The organism is Polaromonas sp., from assembly GCF_012927455.1.
In the GTDB taxonomy this organism is placed as follows: domain Bacteria; phylum Pseudomonadota; class Gammaproteobacteria; order Burkholderiales; family Burkholderiaceae_C; genus Polaromonas.
Window position 1 is genome coordinate 420,439 of record NZ_JABBPE010000002.1, and the last position, 19,629, is coordinate 440,067.

General features: G+C 63.0%; 17 protein-coding genes. 11 read left to right on the forward strand and 6 right to left on the reverse strand.

Annotated features, from left to right (window positions below; all coding sequences use genetic code 11):
* Positions 1 to 65: 65 nt before the first annotated feature.
* Positions 66 to 1,289, reverse strand: a complete 1,224-nt coding sequence (locus tag HHJ18_RS02510) for an MFS transporter (RefSeq protein WP_296911204.1) — start codon at positions 1,287 to 1,289, stop codon at positions 66 to 68.
* A gap of 637 nt (positions 1,290 to 1,926) precedes the next feature.
* Here HHJ18_RS02510 and HHJ18_RS02515 point away from each other — a divergent pair.
* From HHJ18_RS02515 to HHJ18_RS02545, 7 genes are all read left to right on the forward strand, one after another.
* Positions 1,927 to 2,709: a transporter substrate-binding domain-containing protein gene (locus tag HHJ18_RS02515; protein WP_296911206.1), complete on the forward strand. Its 783-nt coding sequence runs from the start codon at positions 1,927 to 1,929 to the stop codon at positions 2,707 to 2,709.
* A gap of 82 nt (positions 2,710 to 2,791) precedes the next feature.
* Positions 2,792 to 3,463 (forward strand): amino acid ABC transporter permease, encoded by a 672-nt coding sequence (locus tag HHJ18_RS02520; protein WP_296911208.1) that lies wholly within the window; start codon positions 2,792 to 2,794, stop codon positions 3,461 to 3,463.
* Positions 3,464 to 3,512: 49 nt separating this feature from the next.
* On the forward strand, positions 3,513 to 4,256 hold the full coding sequence (locus HHJ18_RS02525; RefSeq protein WP_366558794.1) for an amino acid ABC transporter ATP-binding protein: 744 nt from the start codon (positions 3,513 to 3,515) through the stop codon (positions 4,254 to 4,256).
* 16 nt (positions 4,257 to 4,272) lie between these two features.
* Entirely contained in the window at positions 4,273 to 5,511 is a 1,239-nt protein-coding gene (locus HHJ18_RS02530) for a cysteine desulfurase-like protein (protein WP_296911211.1), read from the forward strand.
* Between the two features lie 9 nt (positions 5,512 to 5,520).
* Positions 5,521 to 6,933 (forward strand): dihydropyrimidinase, encoded by a 1,413-nt coding sequence (hydA, locus tag HHJ18_RS02535; protein WP_296911213.1) that lies wholly within the window; start codon positions 5,521 to 5,523, stop codon positions 6,931 to 6,933.
* A 15-nt stretch (positions 6,934 to 6,948) separates the two neighbouring features.
* Positions 6,949 to 7,878, forward strand: a complete 930-nt coding sequence (locus HHJ18_RS02540; RefSeq protein ID WP_296911215.1) for a MurR/RpiR family transcriptional regulator — start codon at positions 6,949 to 6,951, stop codon at positions 7,876 to 7,878.
* Between the two features lie 10 nt (positions 7,879 to 7,888).
* Complete coding sequence (locus HHJ18_RS02545) at positions 7,889 to 8,422, forward strand: ureidoglycolate lyase (protein ID WP_296911217.1); 534 nt, start codon at positions 7,889 to 7,891, stop codon at positions 8,420 to 8,422.
* A 233-nt stretch (positions 8,423 to 8,655) separates the two neighbouring features.
* Here HHJ18_RS02545 and HHJ18_RS02550 read toward each other — a convergent pair whose 3' ends face one another.
* From HHJ18_RS02550 to pmbA, 3 genes are all read right to left on the reverse strand, one after another.
* Positions 8,656 to 10,689, reverse strand: a complete 2,034-nt coding sequence (locus tag HHJ18_RS02550; protein ID WP_296911219.1) for a transglycosylase domain-containing protein — start codon at positions 10,687 to 10,689, stop codon at positions 8,656 to 8,658.
* Positions 10,690 to 11,143: 454 nt separating this feature from the next.
* The gene (locus HHJ18_RS02555; RefSeq protein ID WP_296911221.1) at positions 11,144 to 12,664 is read right to left on the reverse strand and encodes an NAD(P)H-dependent oxidoreductase; all 1,521 of its coding nucleotides are present in this window, start codon (positions 12,662 to 12,664) and stop codon (positions 11,144 to 11,146) included.
* A gap of 174 nt (positions 12,665 to 12,838) precedes the next feature.
* On the reverse strand, positions 12,839 to 14,257 hold the full coding sequence (gene pmbA, locus HHJ18_RS02560) for a metalloprotease PmbA (protein ID WP_296911223.1): 1,419 nt from the start codon (positions 14,255 to 14,257) through the stop codon (positions 12,839 to 12,841).
* 23 nt (positions 14,258 to 14,280) lie between these two features.
* Between pmbA and yjgA the strand changes: the two genes are divergently transcribed.
* The 3 genes from yjgA to HHJ18_RS02575 are packed head-to-tail and all read left to right on the forward strand — an operon-like array spanning position 14,281 to position 16,834.
* Positions 14,281 to 14,928, forward strand: a complete 648-nt coding sequence (gene yjgA, locus HHJ18_RS02565; protein ID WP_296911226.1) for a ribosome biogenesis factor YjgA — start codon at positions 14,281 to 14,283, stop codon at positions 14,926 to 14,928.
* Complete coding sequence (gene mog, locus HHJ18_RS02570) at positions 14,925 to 15,566, forward strand: molybdopterin adenylyltransferase (RefSeq protein WP_296911228.1); 642 nt, start codon at positions 14,925 to 14,927, stop codon at positions 15,564 to 15,566. Before yjgA ends, mog begins: the two co-directional genes overlap by 4 nt.
* Positions 15,563 to 16,834: an amidase gene (locus tag HHJ18_RS02575; RefSeq protein ID WP_296911230.1), complete on the forward strand. Its 1,272-nt coding sequence runs from the start codon at positions 15,563 to 15,565 to the stop codon at positions 16,832 to 16,834. Before mog ends, HHJ18_RS02575 begins: the two co-directional genes overlap by 4 nt.
* A gap of 14 nt (positions 16,835 to 16,848) precedes the next feature.
* Here the strand turns inward: HHJ18_RS02575 and cysE are convergent, their stop codons facing one another.
* Together cysE and HHJ18_RS02585 are read right to left on the reverse strand one after the other, a co-directional pair.
* The gene (cysE, locus tag HHJ18_RS02580) at positions 16,849 to 17,628 is read right to left on the reverse strand and encodes a serine O-acetyltransferase (RefSeq protein ID WP_296911232.1); all 780 of its coding nucleotides are present in this window, start codon (positions 17,626 to 17,628) and stop codon (positions 16,849 to 16,851) included.
* A 20-nt stretch (positions 17,629 to 17,648) separates the two neighbouring features.
* The gene (locus tag HHJ18_RS02585) at positions 17,649 to 18,470 is read right to left on the reverse strand and encodes an RNA methyltransferase (protein ID WP_296911234.1); all 822 of its coding nucleotides are present in this window, start codon (positions 18,468 to 18,470) and stop codon (positions 17,649 to 17,651) included.
* A gap of 122 nt (positions 18,471 to 18,592) precedes the next feature.
* Here HHJ18_RS02585 and HHJ18_RS02590 point away from each other — a divergent pair, with 122 nt between their 5' ends.
* Positions 18,593 to 19,561, forward strand: coding sequence for an inositol monophosphatase family protein (locus tag HHJ18_RS02590; protein WP_296911236.1), 969 nt, complete (start codon positions 18,593 to 18,595; stop codon positions 19,559 to 19,561).
* Positions 19,562 to 19,629: the final 68 nt, after the last annotated feature.

The following is a 19,629-nucleotide window of genomic DNA, read 5'->3' on the forward strand; positions in this document are numbered from 1 at the left end:
AAATCAAACAAGGGACGCGGCTGGGCGGATGACTTGCGCGCGGTCGCTGCCCTGCCCCAATACGCTCAAATCGGACGCATTGCGGCAGCCCGCCGCCGCAGCGCCCAGGCAAAGTACACACCTTCCGCCGCCATGGCGACCCCGCCCAGCGCAATCACGGCGCTGCTGCCCAATCGGTCTATAAAGGCCGCAGCCAGTACCACGCCCAGCGACTGACCCAGAAACAGGAAAGAAGAAAACAGCGATACCGCGGTGCCGCGTGCCTCGGGCGCCATTTGCGTGGCGTGCGCCTGCAAGGTGTTGTGAAACATGAAGAAACCAAAACCGGCCAGCAGGCTGGCCACAATGGCGGGTGGCCACTGGGGGGTGTAAGCCAGCAGCAGAGCGCACACGCCCACAATCGCGCCGCCGATCAAGGCCAGATGCTGCTGCTTGAAGCGGCGAATCAGGTGAGGGCCGATGGCCATATAAAGCATTCCGCCCAGGCCGAACAAGGCGACGAGGGCGCCAGCCAGCGACAGCGACAGCCCGAGCGAGCGGTGCAGATGCGAAGCCCACATGGCGAGCACGCCAAAACCCACAGCGCCCTCCACCAGCGCCATCAGCAAAATGGTGCGCGACCAACTGCCGGTGACGATGATCAGCGCCTGCTTCACAAATCCATGGCGCAGCGCCGGCCGGCTATGAACTTCAGCCAGCGCTGGTGCCGCCTGCTGACGACGCAAGTCGATGTACAGCAGCGCGCCGACTACGCCAAAAAGCAGCGTCATAAACCCGAATGCCCAGCGCCAACCCAGGGCATCGGTCAGCAAACCACCGGCCAACTGGCCGCCGACAATGCCGAAGGTGCTGCCCATCCCGGTGCGCGTCAACATTTCCTGAAGCCGGTCGGACGGCACCGCGTCGCCGACCCAGGCCATCGACAGCGGAATCAGCGCCGCAGCGCCCAGCGCCATCAACAGTCGCGCGAAAACCAGCGCATCCAGCGTGGCGGCAAACACCGCCAGCAGGCTGCCAACGCTGCAAAAAAGCGTGGCAAAAGTGATGACGCGAAATTTGCCCAGCCGGTCACCGAGCGGGCCATAAAACAGCTGCGCCGCGCCGTAGGCGATGGCAAACACAGAGACGACTTGCGCGGCCTGCGCCAGGCCGACGGCAAACACGCGCGACAGCTCGGGCAGCATGGCGTCGCAGATGCGCTGCGCCGCCATGCTGGCGAAGGTGGCAAATGCCAGCAGCAAGATGGAACGCCGCACAGGCGCGGGAATGGGGGCAGAGCCAGTGGTCACATGCAGTGGGAAGTCAGGATGCGATAGGGCGGATGCCGGGAAGACGGCGGGCTGTTCACACCGCAGTGCTGCAGCCTTAAAAAAATAAGTATACGTGCGGTTTTTGGCGGCTCGCGGCTGCAGGGCTTTGAGATCGGGCCAGGCCGGCAGGCGTCAACCAGGCCGCACGCAGTCCCTTTGCCGTCGCCGGGTTGCCGCAAGTTGTCGGGGGTGATATCAGTTTCAGCGGCCAGCCGCAGGGCACATCAAACGCGCCGCAGCCCTTTCACACACTGAAAAAAAGCTCCCTTTTTATTGCATATCGCGTAAGTATCTATTGAAAACAAATCAATTTCTTGTCGCAGCAACGGACAACAAATTTGTAGCAAATTTCCTCCTTGCAGCCACGTCTCAAAAGCACATAACTGCCGCTGACGAATCCGGGAAGACACCTTATTTGCCCCAAGATGGTGCAACAGCACGCCTCATCGCGCCATAGCCGTGCACCTTTACTCATTCGCACCATTTTGATGTAAAACATTCATGGAAAACATTATTGAATCAAATGATCTACTCTGATAGAGTGACTTCACCGGACAGCAGACGCACGCGCAATGCCGGCAACCTCAACCCTTACCCACACCCGGAGTTACACAGCATGAAAGTTAAGAAACTCGCCGCGATCATCGCGCTTGCAGCGTCTACTTGCGTACCGGCGCTCGCTGCCGACTGGACTGTCGGTGCCAACATCGGCAACGTCCCATGGGAATTCCAGGATGCAGGCGGTAAGATCGTCGGCTTTGAAATTGACCTCGTCAATGAAGTCGCCAAGCGGGCGGGCAAGACAGTACAGATTGAAAACATTCCGTTCAACGGTCTGTTTTCAGCCGTGCAGTCTGGCCGCATTCAGATTGCGCTATCTTCAATCACCATCACGCCCAAGCGACTGGAGTCGGTGGCCTTCGCCCAGCCTTACTACGACAGCGATCAGTCCCTGTCGGTCCTGAAGACATCAAAAATTAACAAGCTTGAGGACACCGCCGGCAAGACCGTGGGTGTCGACACCGCCTCAACCGGCGACATTTTTGCCACGCAAAACACCGCCAAATACAAGATTGCCGGCATCTCGCGCTATGAGGGATTGGCACCCGCCATGCTGGACCTGGCCTCGGGCCGCATTGACGGCTACATCAGTGATATTCCGGCGGTGGCGTACTACATCAAGGACAAGCCGCAGTACCGCATTGCCGCGCGCATCCCTACGGGCGAACGCTATTCCTTCATGATGGCCAAGAACTGGGCTGACAGCGGCAGGATCAATGACATCCTCACGGAAATGAAAAAAGATGGATTTATCGCGAAGGCCCACCAGCAATGGTTTGGCACGGCGCCGCCCGCAGACTCTTCTTCAGTCAAGGTCATGGACGTTCCCAAGCTCTGACTCTCAGGGCCGTGAAGTGCGTGGCATCAGCGCTTGCTGACGCGCAAGACCATCCCACGCAGGCAAAGACAGGCACAGCCGCATGAATTTGATAGACACATTTTTCAACTGGACCGTATTGCAAGGCGCGCTCCCCATGCTGATGAGGGGACTGGTGACCACCATATTGCTGGGCGTCGTCAGCATTCTCCTTGGCCTGGTCAGCGGTTTGCTGATGGCACTGCTCCGGCTTTATGGCACGTTGCCCCTTCGCGCCGTGGCGCGCATATACATCGACGTGTTCCGCTCGATTCCCATCCTGGTGTTGCTGGTTTTGGTGTACTACGCCCTGCCTTTCATCGGGATACGGTTGTCCTCTTTCGCCTCGACCGTATTGACCCTGTCGCTGGTTTCGTGCGCCTACACCGCTGAAATTTTCCGCGCCGGTATTCAAGCGCTGCCCAGAGGCCAGTTTGAGGCAGCAGAAGCGATAGGACTCAATTTTTTTTGCACCATGCGTGATGTGGTGCTGCCGCAGGCGTTTCGCATTGTCGTCCCGCCGCTCACCAGCAACTGCATCAATGTGCTGAAGGACACGGCGCTGGCCTCCGTGGTGGCCATGCCCGATTTGCTCAAGCAGGCCACACAGGCGCAAGCCCTGGCCGCCAACCCCACGCCGCTGATTGGCGCGGCGCTGCTGTACTTGCTGCTGCTGCTCCCGCTGGTGCGACTGGTGGGCTACTTTGAAGCGCGCCATCATGCATCAAGCCGATAGCCCCACCCAACCCGCTCAAGCAGACAGCGCACCCAAGCCCATGGACACCATGAACACAACGAACACGGCGCTTATCCAGATCCGCAACCTCCAAAAAAGGTATGGCGAATTCACAGCGCTGCACGATATCAACCTGGACATCGCCGAAGGCGAAGTGGTAGTGGTGCTGGGTCCTTCGGGCTCGGGCAAGTCAACCCTGATTCGCTGCATCAACCTGCTGGAGGATTACCAGCAGGGGGAGGTGCGGGTTGACGGCCAACCTGTGATCCGGGGCAGGTCACTGGCACTGGTACGCGCGGAAGTGGGAATGGTGTTTCAAAGCTTCAATTTGTTTCCCCATTTGACGGCCCTGCGCAATGTGGCCCTGGGCCCGCTGCGTGTGCGCGGCATGAGCCGGCGCCATGCTGACGAGCGCGCAGCCGCACTGCTGGCCAAGGTCGGTCTGGCCGAGCATGCCCACAAGCTGCCGTCGCAGCTCTCAGGGGGCCAGCAGCAGCGGGTCGCCATTGCGCGCGCGCTGGCGATGGAGCCCAAGGTGCTGCTGTTTGACGAACCCACCTCGGCGCTGGATCCTGAAATGGTCGGCGAGGTCCTCGACGTGATGCAAATCCTGGCACGTTCGGGCGTGACCATGGTCATCGTCACCCACGAGATGGGCTTTGCGCGCCGCGTGGCCGACCGCGTGATCTTCATGGAGTCAGGCCGGGTGGTCGAACAGGGACGGCCCGAAGAATTTTTTACTGCTCCGCGGGAAGCCCGCACCAAGGCTTTCCTGCAGGCAATTCACCACTGACTGGGCAAATAATCTTATGACGGCATTGAACCTTGATCTGGTGCGCAAAGAATTTCCGGCACTGGCCGGCGATTGCATTTTTCTGGACAACGCGGGAGGCTCGCAGGTGTTGACCCGGGTGGCTGACCGGGTGCGCGACTACCTGCTGACCAGCAGCGTGCAGCTCGGTGCGAGTTACGCGCAGTCGCAGGCTGCGGGAGAAAAAGTCCTGGCAGCGCGCCGCTCGGTGGCGCAGCTCATCCATGCAGTGCATGAAGATGAAGTGGTGATGGGCGGCGCCACCACCAGCCTGATGTTTTTCTTCACGCAGGCGCTGCTGCCGGGCATCCGGCCCGGCGACGAAATCATCGTCACCAACTCCGACCACGAAGCCAACATCGGCGGCTGGACACGGCTGGAAAAAGCCGGTGCGGTCATCAGGTTCTGGAATGTAAACCTCGACACGCTGGCGCTCGATCTGGGCGATCTGCAAAAGCTGCTGAGCCCGCGTACGCGCTGGGTGGCCATGACGCATGCCTCCAACATCCTGGGCACCGTGAACCCGGTTGCGAAAGTGGCCGAGCTGGTGCACCAGGCCGGCGCCCGCCTGTGCGTCGACGCGGTGGCCTATGCCCCGCACCGGCTCGTGGACGTGCAAGCCAGCGGCGCGGACATTTATGTGTTCAGCTTTTACAAGGTGTTTGGCCCGCACTACGCGGTCATGTGGGGCAAGCGCGAACTGCTGCTACAGATGCCCAGTCTGAACCACTACTTCATCGGGCCGGACGTGCTGCCTTACAAGCTGCAGCCGGGCAACGTGAACTACGAGTTGTCTTATGGCTGCATCGGAATTTCCGATTACCTCGTGGCCATGGGCACGGCGCTCGGATCAAACGGCTCGGAGCGTGAACGCATGCAGACAGCCTTTGACGCCTTTGAGCAGCACGAGGACGCGCTGGCCGAGCGCCTGCTGGCCTACCTGCGCATCAAGCCTGGCGTGCGTATCGTGGGCCTGCCAACGGCCACCGATGGCGCCAGGGTTCCAACCATCAGCTTTGTGATAAGCGATAGGCAGTCAGAACCCGTGGTGCGACACCTGGATCAGTTCCACATCGGCATCCGGTTCGGCGACTTTTATGCCAAACGCCTTATCGAGGCGCTGGGACTGGATCGCCAGGGCGGCGTCATCAGGGTGTCGATCGCGCACTACAACACGGTGGCCGAAATTGACAAGCTGATCCTGCATCTGGATCAGGCCATCGACCTCAAGCACTAGGGCAAGCACATGGGCACTACCCTGATCCGCAACGGCCGCGTCATCACGGCCACCGACGATTACCTGGCCGATGTGCTGATGCAGGATGGCGTGATTCATGCCATCGGCAAGGCCCTCGTGGTGGGCGAAGAAGTCAAAATCATCGATGCCACGGGCCTGTACGTGCTGCCGGGCGGGGTCGACACGCATGTGCACATGGAAAACATCGTGGGTCCGTCCATCACCTGCGACACCTTTGCCAGCGGCACGCGCGCTGCGGCCTTTGGCGGCACCACCACGGTGGTTGATTTTGCGTTGCAGACGAAAGACGATTCGCCGCTGGCGGCCATTGCGCGCGTGCAGCGCAGCGCCGACCCGCAGGTGTCGGTGGACTACAGCCTGCACGTCATCGTCACGCGGGTCGATGCGCAAGTGCTGTGCGATGTCCGGCATGCCATGCAGCACGAAGGCGTGACCAGCTTCAAGATGTTCATGGCCTACCCGGGCGTCATGATGGCTGATGACGCCGCGATTTTCCAGATGCTGCGCCAGGTTGGCGCCGATGGCGGCATGGTGGCGCTGCATGCCGAGAACGGCACAGTGATTGACCTGCTGATCAGGGAAGCCCTGGAAGCGGGCCATACGTCGCCGCGTTACCACGCCTTGACACGGCCGGCCATTTTGGAGGGCGAAGCGACGCACCGCGGCATTCGCCTGGCGGAGCTGGCCGAGGCGCAGATCTACTTCGTGCACGTCTCGTCGAACCAGGCGCTCAAGCACATCGTGACCGCGCGCGCCGAAGGTATCCCGGTGTTTGCCGAAACTTGCCCGCATTACCTGCTTTTCGATGATTCGGTATACAACAGCGACGATTTTGAAATTGCCAAGTACGTGATGACGCCGCCGCTTCGCACCAGTGACGACCAGAAGCACCTGTGGCGTGCGCTGCGCTACGACGACCTGCAAGTGATCGCCACCGATCACTGCCCTTTCTGCATGAAGGAAGGCCACAAAGGGTTCTTTCAGCAAAAGATGCGCGGGCAACATGATTTCTCACAGATCCCCAACGGCGCGCCGGGCATCGAGACGCGGCTGGTCAGCCTGTTTGATATCGGCGTGATGCAGGGCAAGCTGTCACTGAACCGCTTTGTGCAGCTGACCTCGACCACGCCTGCCAAACTGTTTGGACTGTTTCCCAAAAAGGGCACGATTGCCGTTGGCAGCGATGCCGATGTGGTGCTGTTTGACCCCGCCGCAAGCCAGACCATTCATGCCAGACACCTGCACAGTAATTGCGACTACACGCTGCTGGAGGGCCGCACGCTGCGCGGCCGCGTCGAAAAGGTTTTTTTGCGGGGCCAGCTGATTGTGGATGGCGAGCAGTGGCTGGGGCGCGAAGGCATGGGCCGCTTTGTGCCCCGTGGTACCGTGCAGGCGTTTTAGGCTTCATTCAACACCGTGACCAAAGCAATCCAAACCAATCCGGCGCTCTCCACCGGAAGACTCAAAAAGGCCGCCACCCTTGAGGAATTGCGTGAGTTGGTCAGCCGCGAAGGTGAGCGCTTGACACCGCGCATGCGTGACGCCGCGCGCTACGCGCTGGACCATCCCAACGATGTCGCACTGAACCCGGTGGCGACGCTGGCCACAGCGTCAAAAATCGCGCCAGCCGCATTCATCCGGCTGGCGCAAGCCCTGGGTTTCGAAGGCTACAGCGAGCTGAAGCGGCTGTTTCGGGAGCCGCTGCAACTTGCAGCCAAGCCCACGTTTCGCGAGCGTATACGCCACTTTGGTGGCGACCAGCCGATCGAAGATCCGGATGACCCGGTTGCGGTGCTGCAGGCATTCAGCCAGGCAAACATCGTCTCGCTGGAGCATCTGCGCGCGGATGCCGCGAGCCTGCCATTGAAACAGGCGATTGCACTGATCCGGGATGCGCCCATGGTGCATGTCATCGGTTTGCGTCGGTCGTATGCGGTAGCCGCCTACCTGGCCTATGCCCTCAACCGCGTCGGCCGGCCGTCGGTGCAGATCACGGGACTGGGGGGGGCCATCGGCGAGCAGGCGTCAATCGCCCGGCCAGGAGATCTGCTGATTGCCATCAGCTTCCCGCCGTATTCGGCAGACACCTTGCGGGTGTGCGAGCAGCTCCAGGCCTGCGGCGTGAAGCGACTGGCTATTACCAACACGATTTTCAGCCCCATTGCGAAAGACGCCGACCTGGTTCTGGAGGTGAACGATGCCGAACTGCTCGGCTTCCGCTCCTTGTGCGCAGCCATGAGCCTGGCGCAGACCCTGGCGATGGGCCTGGCGTTCAGCAAGCGCCGTCGCCCGCGCCAGGGTGCCTCCAAGAACGCAGAGCCGGACCTTGAAGACGTGGATTGCTGAGGAAACAGCCATGCCGCCACTCACGTTGCCAATCGAGCCGCTGTCCGCCGCGGCGTTTACGCCGTTCGGCGACGTCATTGAAGCCAGTGACCGCGCTCAACGCACGCGCATCAACGAAGGTTTTTCCGAGCGTTACCACGACCTGGCGAGGGTCGACCTCGGGGACGGCGCGGAGGGTCAGCACAGTGAAGGTCGGGCACGGACGCTGATCAACATCTTTCGCTCAAAGCCACGGCAATTGCCGCTCTGCCTGTCGCTGCTGGAGCGCCATCCGCTGGGCAGCCAGGCGTTCATGCCGCTGTCCCCCTGCACGTTTCTGGTCGTCGTGGCGCCAGGCGGCGCTGCGCCGGACCTGGCCGGGATGCGCTGCTTTCTGGCGGCCGCCGGACAGGGCGTGAATTACGCCCGCGGCACCTGGCATCACCCCTTGCTATCACTCAACGAGGTATGCGACTTTCTGGTGATAGACAGGGCCGGTCCGGGTGTCAACCTGGAGGAATACCCGCTGCCGCGGCAGGCGGTGTGGGTGGCATCGCAGGCTTGAAACTGTCACCGAAGGCCATGCCGTCAGCGTTGATCTCGGCCGGCGACTGGTCCAGCGCCTGCGGCCACCTCACTGAATGGCAGTATACGGGGCTTGAACGCCGCCCGGCGCTGTCACTACGCTATAATTTTAATAGCTGCTTGCGCCCGTGGTTGTTGGGCTAGAAGCTCATTTCATGGTTAAAACGGACTGCCCGATTGCCTGGACGGGCTTCATCCGCTCCTTCACCCCTTTCACTGCAGCCGTCTGAAAAGCCGGCCAAAAAAATCAGTGACTATGCCGCCTAACGGATCTTGCTGCCGCTGTTCGGGCGGCGGTGGCGGACGCGGGCGCGGGATGTCGAACTCGGCATTGGGGTCCAGCCAGCGCTTGCGCAACGCCTGCTGAAAAACCTCCCCCACCATGGGCAGCGCGCTGCGCGCCCCCTGGCCCCAGGACCCCATCGTGACGCTGTTGTCATTGAAGCCGACGCGGGCGCCGGCCACCAGCTGCGGGGTCATCATGATGAACCAGCCGTCGGTGTTGTCTTGCGTGGTGCCGGTCTTGCCGGCCGCGTCGGCCTGAATGCCGAAGCGCTGGCGAATCGCCACGCCGGTGCCTTGGTCGATCACGCCGCGCATCACATCAACCAGCGTCAGCGCCTGCGCGCGCGGCATAGCCAGCTCGGGTTCCCGGACCGACTCGAAAGCTTCGAGCAGCCGGCCGTTGCGGTCTTCCACCCGATCGACCAGCACCGGCAGCATGTAGTGGCCGGCATTGGCAATGGTGCCGTAGGCCGCCACCATTTCCAGCAGCGTGACCGGGCTGGTGCCCAAGGCGAGCGAGGGCACCAGGTCCAGCTTGCTTGTCCGCACGCCCATGGCCTGCGCCAGCCGCCCGACGTTGGCCGGCCCGACTTTTTGCATCAGCTGCGCCGTGATGGTGTTTTTGGAATACACCAGGCCGTCGCGCAGGCTGGTGGGCTGGTAGCTGGGCGGCGTGGCATCGCTGGGCGTCCACACCGCGCCGCCCTGCGATGCGATGGTGACCGGCTCGTCGATGAAGGTGTAGGACGGGCTCAAGCCCTGCATGAAGGCGGCGCCATAAACGAAAGGCTTGAAGGTCGAGCCCGGCTGGCGCCGCGCCTGGCTAACATGGTCGAACTGCTCCTGCGCAAAATCACGGCTACCGACCCAGGCCCGCACGGCGCCGCTGCGTGGGTCCAGCGCCAGAAAGCCGGCCTGCAGCACGGCACGCTCTTCGCCTTTTTTGCGCCGGCCGTCGGCCAGCTTTTGCAGCTGCGCCAGCTGCCGCGCCACCGCCTGGTTGGCCAGCTGCTGGATCTGCGCGTCAAGCGTGGTACGCAGTCGAAGCCCATCGGCATGGATGTTGTAGCCCCGGCGGTCGGCCCAGGCGATCAGCCATTTGCGCAGGTGCTGCGCCACATGCGGCGCCGGGCCCAGCGGTTCGGTCTGACGCTCAAAATCCAGCCGCAGCGGACGCTTGGCCAGCGCATCGAGCCTGGCCGGGTCGAGCTTGCCATGCCTGGCCATCTGCCCCAACACCAGGTTGCGGCGCTGCAGCGCGCGCTCGGGGTTGAGTACCGGGTTGTAGTAACTGGTGCCCTTGAGCATGCCGATCAGCGTGGCGCTCTCCAGCACATCAAGCGTGCCGGCGGATTTGTCGAAGTAGGTGCGCGCCGCCATTTCAATACCGAAGGCGTTGTACAGAAACGGCACGGTGTTGAGGTAGGTTTCCAGGATTTCCTTCTTGCTGTAGACCGCCTCGATCTTCAGCGCCGTGATGGCTTCCTTGAGCTTGCGCGTGATGCTGGCGGCGCGGCCAATCTCTTCTGGGTACAGGTTGCGCGCCAGTTGCTGCGTGATGGTCGAGCCGCCCTGCAGATCGCCCGACAGGGTGCTAAGGACCGCGCCCAGGGTGCGGCGAATGTCAATGCCGTGGTGATCGTAAAAGCGCCGGTCTTCGGTGGCGATCAGCGCATTGACGACGTTGGGCGAGATCTGCTCGAGCGGCACCCATTGGCGATTGATGCGCTTGTACTCGGCCAGCACCGTGCCGTCAGAGGCCAGCAGCACCGACGGCACTTCAGACTTGGCCTTGCGCAGGTCGCCGATGCCGGGCGTGAACGGAATCAGCAGCAGCACGTAAAGCAGCAGCAGCGCTGGCAGCACCAGAGCGGCGCGCACTGGATGCTTTTTGACGAGGGTGGCAAGGCGATGGAATTGCTCAGCAGCCAAGCTGGCGGCGCGGTGGACGGCGGGTTTCATGGGGCGAGTTTAAAGCGGTGCGGCACGGCGGGAAGTAAGACGGTGCCGATGAATGCGCTGCCGCCAGCAGTGCCGCAGCGCAGCAAAAACGCTATGCTTTTGATAGCTTCTTGCGCCCGTCTTTATTGGGCTAACGCCCTATTCTGTTGTCAAGATGGCATCAGCCAGGGCGTCCATCACAACCGGCTTATTCCCCAAAATTTGGAAGAAGATAGGGCTGCAGCCCAGTATCCACGGGCGCAGACAGCTATACCTTTCATAGCAAACAACGCGCCACCAGAGCTGCGTCTGGGGCTACACGCGGCGGTGGCGCACTTCGCGTTTGCGCACGTTGTCGATGCCGATGAACTTGTTGTTGGACTGAAACCTGATCGCGCAGGCGGCGAAAGGCAAGGTGGGCGCGGCGCCGTGCGCAGGCCGGGCACGCTGTCGGGCGAGTCAAGCGCGCTGCTGTTCAGGCCGCCAGCCGCCACAGCGGGATGAGTCCAAACCACAGTAAAAAAGTCAGCGCTGCCGCCATCAGGCCGTCGACGCGGCCTGGCGCCTGGCCCGAGGCCATGCGCCGGCACAGCAGCCAGGCCAGCCAGGCGCCGTGGGGAATCACGGCGTAAGCGGTGCCGGCATAGGCGCCGCCCGCCAGATTCATGAGTTGCCACAGCAGCGCTGCGGCGGCGGCCAGCAGCGTACAGACGAGCGCCAGCAACAGCGCGCCGCGTTGTCCAAAACGCACAGCCAGGGTTCGCTTGCCGGTGGCGGCGTCCGCCTCCATGTCCGGAATACCCGACAAGATGATGGATGGCAGGATCGCCAGCAGCAGCGGCACGCTTAGCAGCCAGGGCTGCGCGTCGCGCCAGGCGCCGCCCATAAAAACATAACCGCACAGGACCACCCCCAGGCTGTGGGTAAGCGCCACGTCAAGTTCACCCAGCCCGCGGTAGCACAGCTTGAGCGGTGGCGCCGTGTAGCCCATGGCAAGCACAGTCATTACGCCCAATACTGACAGCACGGCAGGCGTTGCGGACGGCGACAGGGCCAGCAGCCAGACCGAAGCACCAGCAAAGCCCAGCAGCGCCACGCCGATGCCGGCGCTAACCTCGCGCGGACTCAGCAAGCCATCGACCAGCACCCGCGAACCGCCGGTGAAGGTGCTGAAGAAGCGGTTGCGCCTGTCGCTTGGCAAATCCATCATGTCGTTGATCAGCACGGTGGCCACTTCGGCCAGGAACAGGCACAGGTAACCGACCCAGAACAGCGGCTGGCCAAAGACACCGCCAGCCGGCGCTGCGGCCAGCGCGCCCACCGAGTAAGCCACCCAGGTCATGGGGTAGAACTGCAGCCGCATGCCGGTGAGCCAGGCGCCCGCCTTGTGCTTGACCTGTTCCACCGGTGTGACGCGGCCGCGTTGGAGTTGCCGGCCATGCCGCCGCGCCTGCGCTAGCCATTGCTGGCGCTGCCCGGCACTGGAATTTTTAACGGAACCGAAGACCAGCGAACGCACCGGCCAGATGCCGCAAAAACCCAGCGTTGCGCGTGCCATGGCGTTGCGGCCAGGCTGCCGGTAGATGAAACGATGGACCAACGGCGGCGTGTCCATGGTAGTGATCAGCTGCGCCGACCGCCCGTTCAGCAGGCCCTGGTAGCCGGTTCCTCCCTCGCAGCTTCGAAACGAGAAACCTTCAGTCAGCACCCGGTCTAGAAAGCCCTTGAGCAGCGCCGGCATAGTGCCCCACCAGGTGGGATAGACGAACACCAGATGCTCGGCCCACAGGATCAGTTCACGGGCCTTCAGCAGGTCGTCCTCAAAGGGCTGCTGACGGGGCGATTCGTGATGCACGTCAGGGTCAAAAGCTAGCGTCGCCAGATTGAGCTGGCGCACTGTGACGCCGGCATCCCGCGCACCCTCGTGAAAGGCCACGGCCAAAGCGCCGCACAGGCTGGCGTTGCGGGGGTGTCCAAGAACGATAAGCACATTCATAGTTGTCCCTTGGGCGCAGCATGGGCTTGGATGTTGGCTGCCCGCTGCGATCGCGTCAGCCGCAGCCGTGGTGGCTTGCGTGCCGGCCCACCTGGGTCGCTTTAAAGTCTAGCGAAGTCCCTTGCGTGTGTCCAGACGCGCCCTGCAAGCGCGGGCGGCACCGGGCGCCAAAAATCAGGAGCCGGCGACCTTCATGCGGTTGACCAGAATCGAGCCAACCGTCTTGGAGCCGTAGTTGTAGGCATCGGCGCCCACCGCGTCAATGCCCTTAAGCATGTCCTTGAGGTTGCCGGCAATGGTGATTTCTTCGACCGGGAAGGCGATCTGGCCGTTTTCTACCCAGAAGCCGGAGGCGCCGCGCGAGTAGTCGCCGGTCACGTAGTTCACGCCCTGCCCCATCAGTTCGGTCACAAACAGGCCGCGCCCGAGTTTGCGCAGCATGTTGTCGAGATCGTCGCCGGGACGCGTCTGCCGGCTGGTGAGCACCAGATTGTGCGAACCGCCGGCATTGCCGGTGGTGCGCATGCCAAGCTTTCGCGCTGAATAGGTACTCAAAAAGTAGCCGGCGACGCGGCCCGCATCCACCACCTTGCGCGCGCTGGTTTTAACGCCTTCCTCATCAAACGGTGCGCTGCCCTTGCCTTTGCGCAGGTGCGGGTCTTCGTTGATGTGAATGTGCTTGGGGAAGACGGCCTTGCCCAGGCTGTTCGCCAAAAACGTGCTTTTGCGGTACAGCGCGCCGCCGCTGATGGCCTGCACAAAGCCGCCCAGCAAACCGGCTGCCAGCGGCGACTCAAACAAGACAGGGCATTGCGTGGTCGGAATTTTGCGGCTTTTCAGGCGCGCCAGTGCGCGTTCGGCGGCATAGCGGCCAACCGCTTCCGGGCGCGCCAGGTCGGCGGCGTCGCGCATCGAGCTGTACCAGGCATCGCGCTGCATCTGACTGCCCTTGCCGGCAATGGGTGCCACTGAAATGCTGTGGCGCGAACTGGCATAGCCGCCGCGAAAACCCTTGCTGTGGGCGCTGAAAAAATGGCTTTGCTGCGCCGACACCCCCGCGCCTTCGCTGTTGGTAATCAGGCGGCTGGTGCCCATGGCTGCGGCTTCGCACTGCAGCGCCAGCTGGGCCGCTTGTTCCGACGTGATGGCCCAGGGGAAAAACAGATCGAGCGCCGGGTACTCGTAAGAGATGTCGCGATCGTCGGGCAAGCCCGAGGTCGGGTCCTCGGCCGTGAAACGCGCAATGTCGTAGGCCGCCTTCACGGTCTGGCGAATCGCCGCTTTCGAAAAATCGCTGGTGGCCGCGTTGCCGCGTTTTTTGCCAACGTACACCGTGACGCCCAGCGACTTGTCGCGGTTGCGTTCAACGGTTTCCAGATCGCCCTTGCGCACGCTGACCGACAAGCCGCAGCCTTCTGAGGCTTCGGCGGCCGCGTCGCTGGCGCCCAGCTTTTTGGCGTGTGCCAGTGCGCTGTCAACCAGCTGCTCAAAAAAGTCGCGGTGGTAGCTGAAGCCGGCTTCGGGCTGGCTACTCTGGCGGGCGGCTGGTCGGGAAGCGGAACTGACTGAACGGGCGGGAGATTTTAGGGTCATGGGTAGCTATGATACTGACTGCTATGAATATCAAGACAAACAAGGCCATCAAGGGCGTCAAGGGCTACTGGTCCAACGGCCGCTTCGTCAAACCCGAAGAAATTGCACTAGAGGAAGTCGGCCCGCCCAGCAAAACCCAGCTGAAAGCCGAGGCCGGTGAAAAACAGGCGCTCGGCGAGGCGCTGCTGACGCTGCGTGCCGACCTGATGGCGCGGCTCGATTTGCCCGACAAACTGCTAGATGCGCTGGCCCAGGCCAAACGCATCACAAGTTTTGAGGGCAGGCGCCGTCAGATGCAATTTATCGGCAAGCTGATGCGCCCGCTTGACGCCGAGCCCATCCGCGAAGCCATCAACGAGCAACTCGGCGGCTCGGCGCAGCTCACGCTGACGCTGCACCTGGCCGAGCAATGGCGCGACAAGCTGGTGGCCTCCGACGATGCGCTGGGCAGCTGGCTGACCGAGCATCCGCAAACAGACGCGCAGCAGCTGCGCGCCCTGATCCGCCAGGCCCGCAAGGACGCCAAGCCCGAGAAACCTGAAAGCGCTGGCGAGGCGCCGCGCCACGGCAAGCCTTACCGCGAGATTTTCCAGCTGGTCAAGCAGGCATTGGCGGCACAAAGCGAAGGCGAAGATAAAGGCGGAGTGGCGGCGCAGGAGCCCGAAGCATGAGCGTGCCAGCCAGCCAGCCGCACGACATGGTGAGGATAGGCATCGTGTCGGTCAGCGACCGTGCTTCTGCCGGGGTTTATGTGGACAAGGGCCTGCCCGCATTAAAGGACTGGCTGACACGCGCCTTGCGCAACCCCATCAGCTTTGAAGAGCGCCTGATTCCCGACGAACAGCAGCGCATCAGCGCCACGCTGATTGAACTGGTCGATGCCGGCTGCGCGCTGGTGCTAACCACCGGCGGCACCGGCCCGGCGGTGCGCGACGTGACGCCGGAAGCCACGCTGGCAGTGGCGCACAGGCAGATGCCAGGTTTTGGCGAGCAGATGCGGCAGATCAGCCTTAAATTCGTGCCCACGGCTATTCTTTCGCGCCAATGCGCGGTGATTCGGGACAGCAGCCTGATCCTCAACCTGCCCGGCCAGCCCAAGTCCATACAAGAAACACTGGAAGGCCTGAAAAATGCCGCCGGTGAAACTATCGTGCCCGGCATCTTTGCCGCCGTGCCCTACTGCATCGACTTGATAAGCGGCCCTTATCTTGAAACCGATCCCGCGGTCTGCCAGGCCTTCCGTCCCAAGTCGGCCCTTCGTACGCCCGGTACGCCCGGTACGCCCGGCAGCTCAGCGCGCGCCCCGTGACGAACACGCCGCTTTCAGCCATGGCCTGCGCCGCGCAACTGGCGGGCGGCACGCTGGATGCGGCTTCGCTGCTGACGGGCACTTATGCGCGCATAGCCGCGCAAGATGGCGCGCTCGGCGCCTTGGTGGCCCGGCTGGACCTCCCCACGGCCTTGGCGCAGCTGAAAACGCTTGAAGGTCCGCTGCAGGGCCTGCCGGTCGCCGTCAAGGACATCTTCGACACCTGCGATCTGCCCACCAGCTATGGCTCGCCGCTGTACGCAGGCGCTGCCGCACGCAGCGATGCGGCCATGGTCAGCGCGATTCGCCGCGCCGGCGGGCTGGTGATTGCCAAATCCAGCACCACCGAATTTGCCTTTCTTGAGCCTACCGCGACCCGCAACCCCAACGCCGCTGGCCGCACGCCGGGCGGCTCGTCGGCTGGATCAGCGGCAGCGGTCGCGGCCGGCCTGCTGCCTCTGGCGATTGGCAGCCAGACCGGCGGCTCCATCATTCGCCCGGCGTCGTACTGCGGCGTGACTGGTTTCAAGCCGAGCTTTGGCCTATTGCCGACGGCGGGGCTCAAATGCTTTTCGTGGTCGCTCGACACGGTAGGCCTGTTTGCCGTCAGCGTCGCCGATGTCGCCTGGTTTGCCGAGGCCGTCAGCGGCCATGCGCTGGCGCTTGCTTCTGCAGCGGCACGGCCATGGGTGGTCGGCGTGCCAAACGCCTATCCCTGGGGCGCCGTATCGCCGAGTGCCCAGCGTGCGATAGCCGCGGGCAGCCAGGCCTGGCGGGCCGCTGGTGCCGAGGTGCGCAGCGTGGATCTGCCGGCCTGGATGAACGATGTGTTTGAGGCGCAGGACGTGATTCAGGGCTTTGAGGCCTGGCGTGCGCTGGCGCGCGAGGTGGACCAGCACCCGCAAGCGTTGTCGGCGCTGCTGCGCGAATACTTGCTGGCTGCTCGCCACATCACGGCGCAGGCCTACGAAGCCGCGCAGCACACCGCCGCGCAGGCCCGGCTGGCTTGCGCGGACTGGTTCACCCAGTTTGATGTGCTGATGACGCCGAGTGCCGTGGACGAGGCGCCGGCGGGTTACGCCAGCACCGGGGTTTCGACCTTCAACCGCGCCTGGACGCTGCTGGGACTGCCTTGCGTGAACGTGGCGGGCGCCGTCGGCGTAAACGGTTACCCGATGGGCTTGCAAGTAATAGGCGCGCCGCGCGCAGACCGCCAATGCCTGCAGGCCGCCGACCTGCTGGAACGCGCCTTGCGCTTGCCAGCCTGACGAGATCGGCTGATTTACTTTCCGATCAGCTGGTTCAGCTTGTCGGCCTCAAAGGTTTCCTGCAGCGCCGCGTCCTTGGGCACGCAGTCGCGCGAGGCGGCGCTGGCCGGCGCAGCCAGCCGCTCTATCGCTTGCCAGAGCAAGGCAATCTGGTGCTCCTGTCCGGCCGCGTTGTCGATCAGGCCGCGCAGGGCCTGCGACAGCGGGTCGTCGTTTTGCGTGACCCCGTAGGCGGAAAACCCCATCTGGCTGGCAGCTGCTTCGCGCTTGACGTCGGTATCGGCCTGAATCACCCGGGCTGGGTTTCCCACCGCCGTGGCGCCTGCCGGCACCGGCTTGACGACGACAGCGTTGGAGCCGATACGGGCGCCATCGCCAACGGTGAAGCCCCCCAGCACCTGCGCTCCGGCACCGACCACCACGCCCTGCCCGAGTGTGGGATGGCGCTTGGCGCCTTTGTAAAGCGAGGTCCCGCCCAGCGTCACGCCCTGGTAGATCGTGCAGCCGTTGCCAATTTCAGCGGTTTCGCCCACCACCACGCCCATGGCATGGTCAAAAAAGACACAAGTGCCAATTTTGGCGCCAGGATGAATTTCAATGCCGGTGAGCCAGCGCGAGATGTGCGAGATGAAGCGGCCCAGCCATTTGAAGTCGTGGTGCCAGCACCAGTGGGCACGGCGGTGCAGAATCAGCGCGTGCAGGCCGGGGTAGCAGGTCAGCACCTCCCAGGCCGTGCGAGCGGCCGGGTCGCGTTCAAGAATGCATTGGACGTCGGAGCGGATTCTGGAAAACATCAGGGGAGTCTACCGGTCGCTCAAAGTGTTTGCCGACTGGCGGCTTTGCCGGCGGCCTGCAAGGCTTTTTGCGCCATCACTTTGGCCACGCCGCGCAGGATGTGGATTTCTTCGGGGCTGAGCCGGGCCCGGTTAAACAGCTGGTTCAGCCGTGGCATCAGCTTTTTGGGCGACGCCGGGTCCAGAAAGCCGATGGCTGCCAGCGCCTCTTCCCAGTGTTTGAGCATGCCGGCCACTGCTGCCGCGTCGGCCTGCTCGGGCTCGGCCGTGGCCGCCTGCACCGCATAGCCGCCCAGCGCCTCGCGCCAATCGTAGGCAATCAGCTGCACGGCGGCTGCCAGATTGAGGGAGCCAAACTTCGGATCGCTTGGAATGCTCAAGGCGACATGGCAGCGGTAGACATCGTCGTTTTGCATGCCAAAACGCTCGCAACCGAACAAAAAAGCAATCGAATCGGGCGCTAGCCCATGACTGACGGGCGTAGTCAGCTCTGAATTCGATAGCAAATCGGCATCGGCTGCAGGTTGGCGGGATGCCAGTAGTTCGGCAAAATGCGCCCGCGGCGACCGCGTGGGCGGGCCAAAGTCGCGCGGCGTCATGGCGGTGGCGCACAAGTGCACCACGCCGTCGAGCGCTTCATCGAGCGTGGCCACGATGCGCGCGTTTTTCAGCACGTCAAGGGCGCCGCTGGCGCGCTGTATGGTTTCCTCGCGGTTCAGCACATTGGCCCAGCGCGGCGCCACCAGCACCAGGTCGTCAAATCCCATGACTTTCATGGCGCGGGCGGTGGCGCCCACATTGCCGGCGTGGCTGGTGTTGATCAGGATGAAACGGGTTTTCATGGGTAAATTTGTCCGCGGGCTCGGCCCTGAAGTCTGTGCGCTGGCGAAGCCGGTAAAATAGCCGATTGTCGCCTGCCGCCGGTTACCGGTTCGCAGCTCCTGCCTGCTCTTTCATACCCTTTATGTCCAGCAATCTACACCCCATGCTCAATGTGGCCGTCAAGGCTGCGCGTGCCGCCGGCGCCATCATCAACCGGGCCGCGCTTGATGTCGAAGCGGTTCGCGTATCGGTCAAGCAGACCAACGACTTTGTCACCGAAGTCGACCACAACGCCGAAGCCGCAATCATCGAGAACCTGCTGACCGCCTACCCCGGCCACGGCATTCTGGCCGAAGAATCAGGCAGCGAACACGGCGCCAAAGATTCCGAATTTGTCTGGATCATCGACCCGCTGGACGGCACCACCAACTTTATCCACGGTTTTCCGTTTTACTGCGTCAGCATTGCGCTGGCCGTGCGCGGCAAGATCGAGCAGGCAGTGGTCTACGACCCCATCCGCAACGACATCTACAGTGCCAGCAAAGGCCGCGGCGCCTACGTCAACGACCGCCGCCTGCGCGTGGCCAAACGCATCCGCCTGCAGGAGTGCCTGATTTCAACCGGTTTCCCCTACCGCCCGGGCGACAAGCTCAAACCCTATCTCAACATGCTCGGCGAAGTCATGAGCCAGTGTGCCGGCGTACGCCGCCCGGGCGCGGCCGCGCTCGACCTGGCGCATGTGGCGGCAGGCTTCAGTGATGGCTTTTTTGAAAGCGGCCTGCAGCCCTGGGATGTGGCGGCCGGCTCACTGCTGATCACTGAAGCCGGCGGCCTGATTGGCAACTACACCGGCGAGTCCGACTTCATCGACCACGGCGAATGCGTCGCCGGCAACCCGCGCATCTATGGCCAGCTGGTGGCTACGCTGGGCAAATACAGCAAATTTGCCGGAGCGGGCGACAAGGCCTCGGTGCGCCAGACCCTGCAGGACGATACGGCCGCCGGCGACATTGCCAGCACCACTTTGCCGGCGGACAAGCCCACTTTGAAGGCCATGAAAGTCAAGACGCTGGTGACAGGCGACTCTGGCCCACAAGACGCGCCGCTTTGAGCCGACAGTCGCTGGTCAGCTCCACTAACAGCCTTGCAGTTGCTGCTGGGCGGCTACAGCTAAAATCG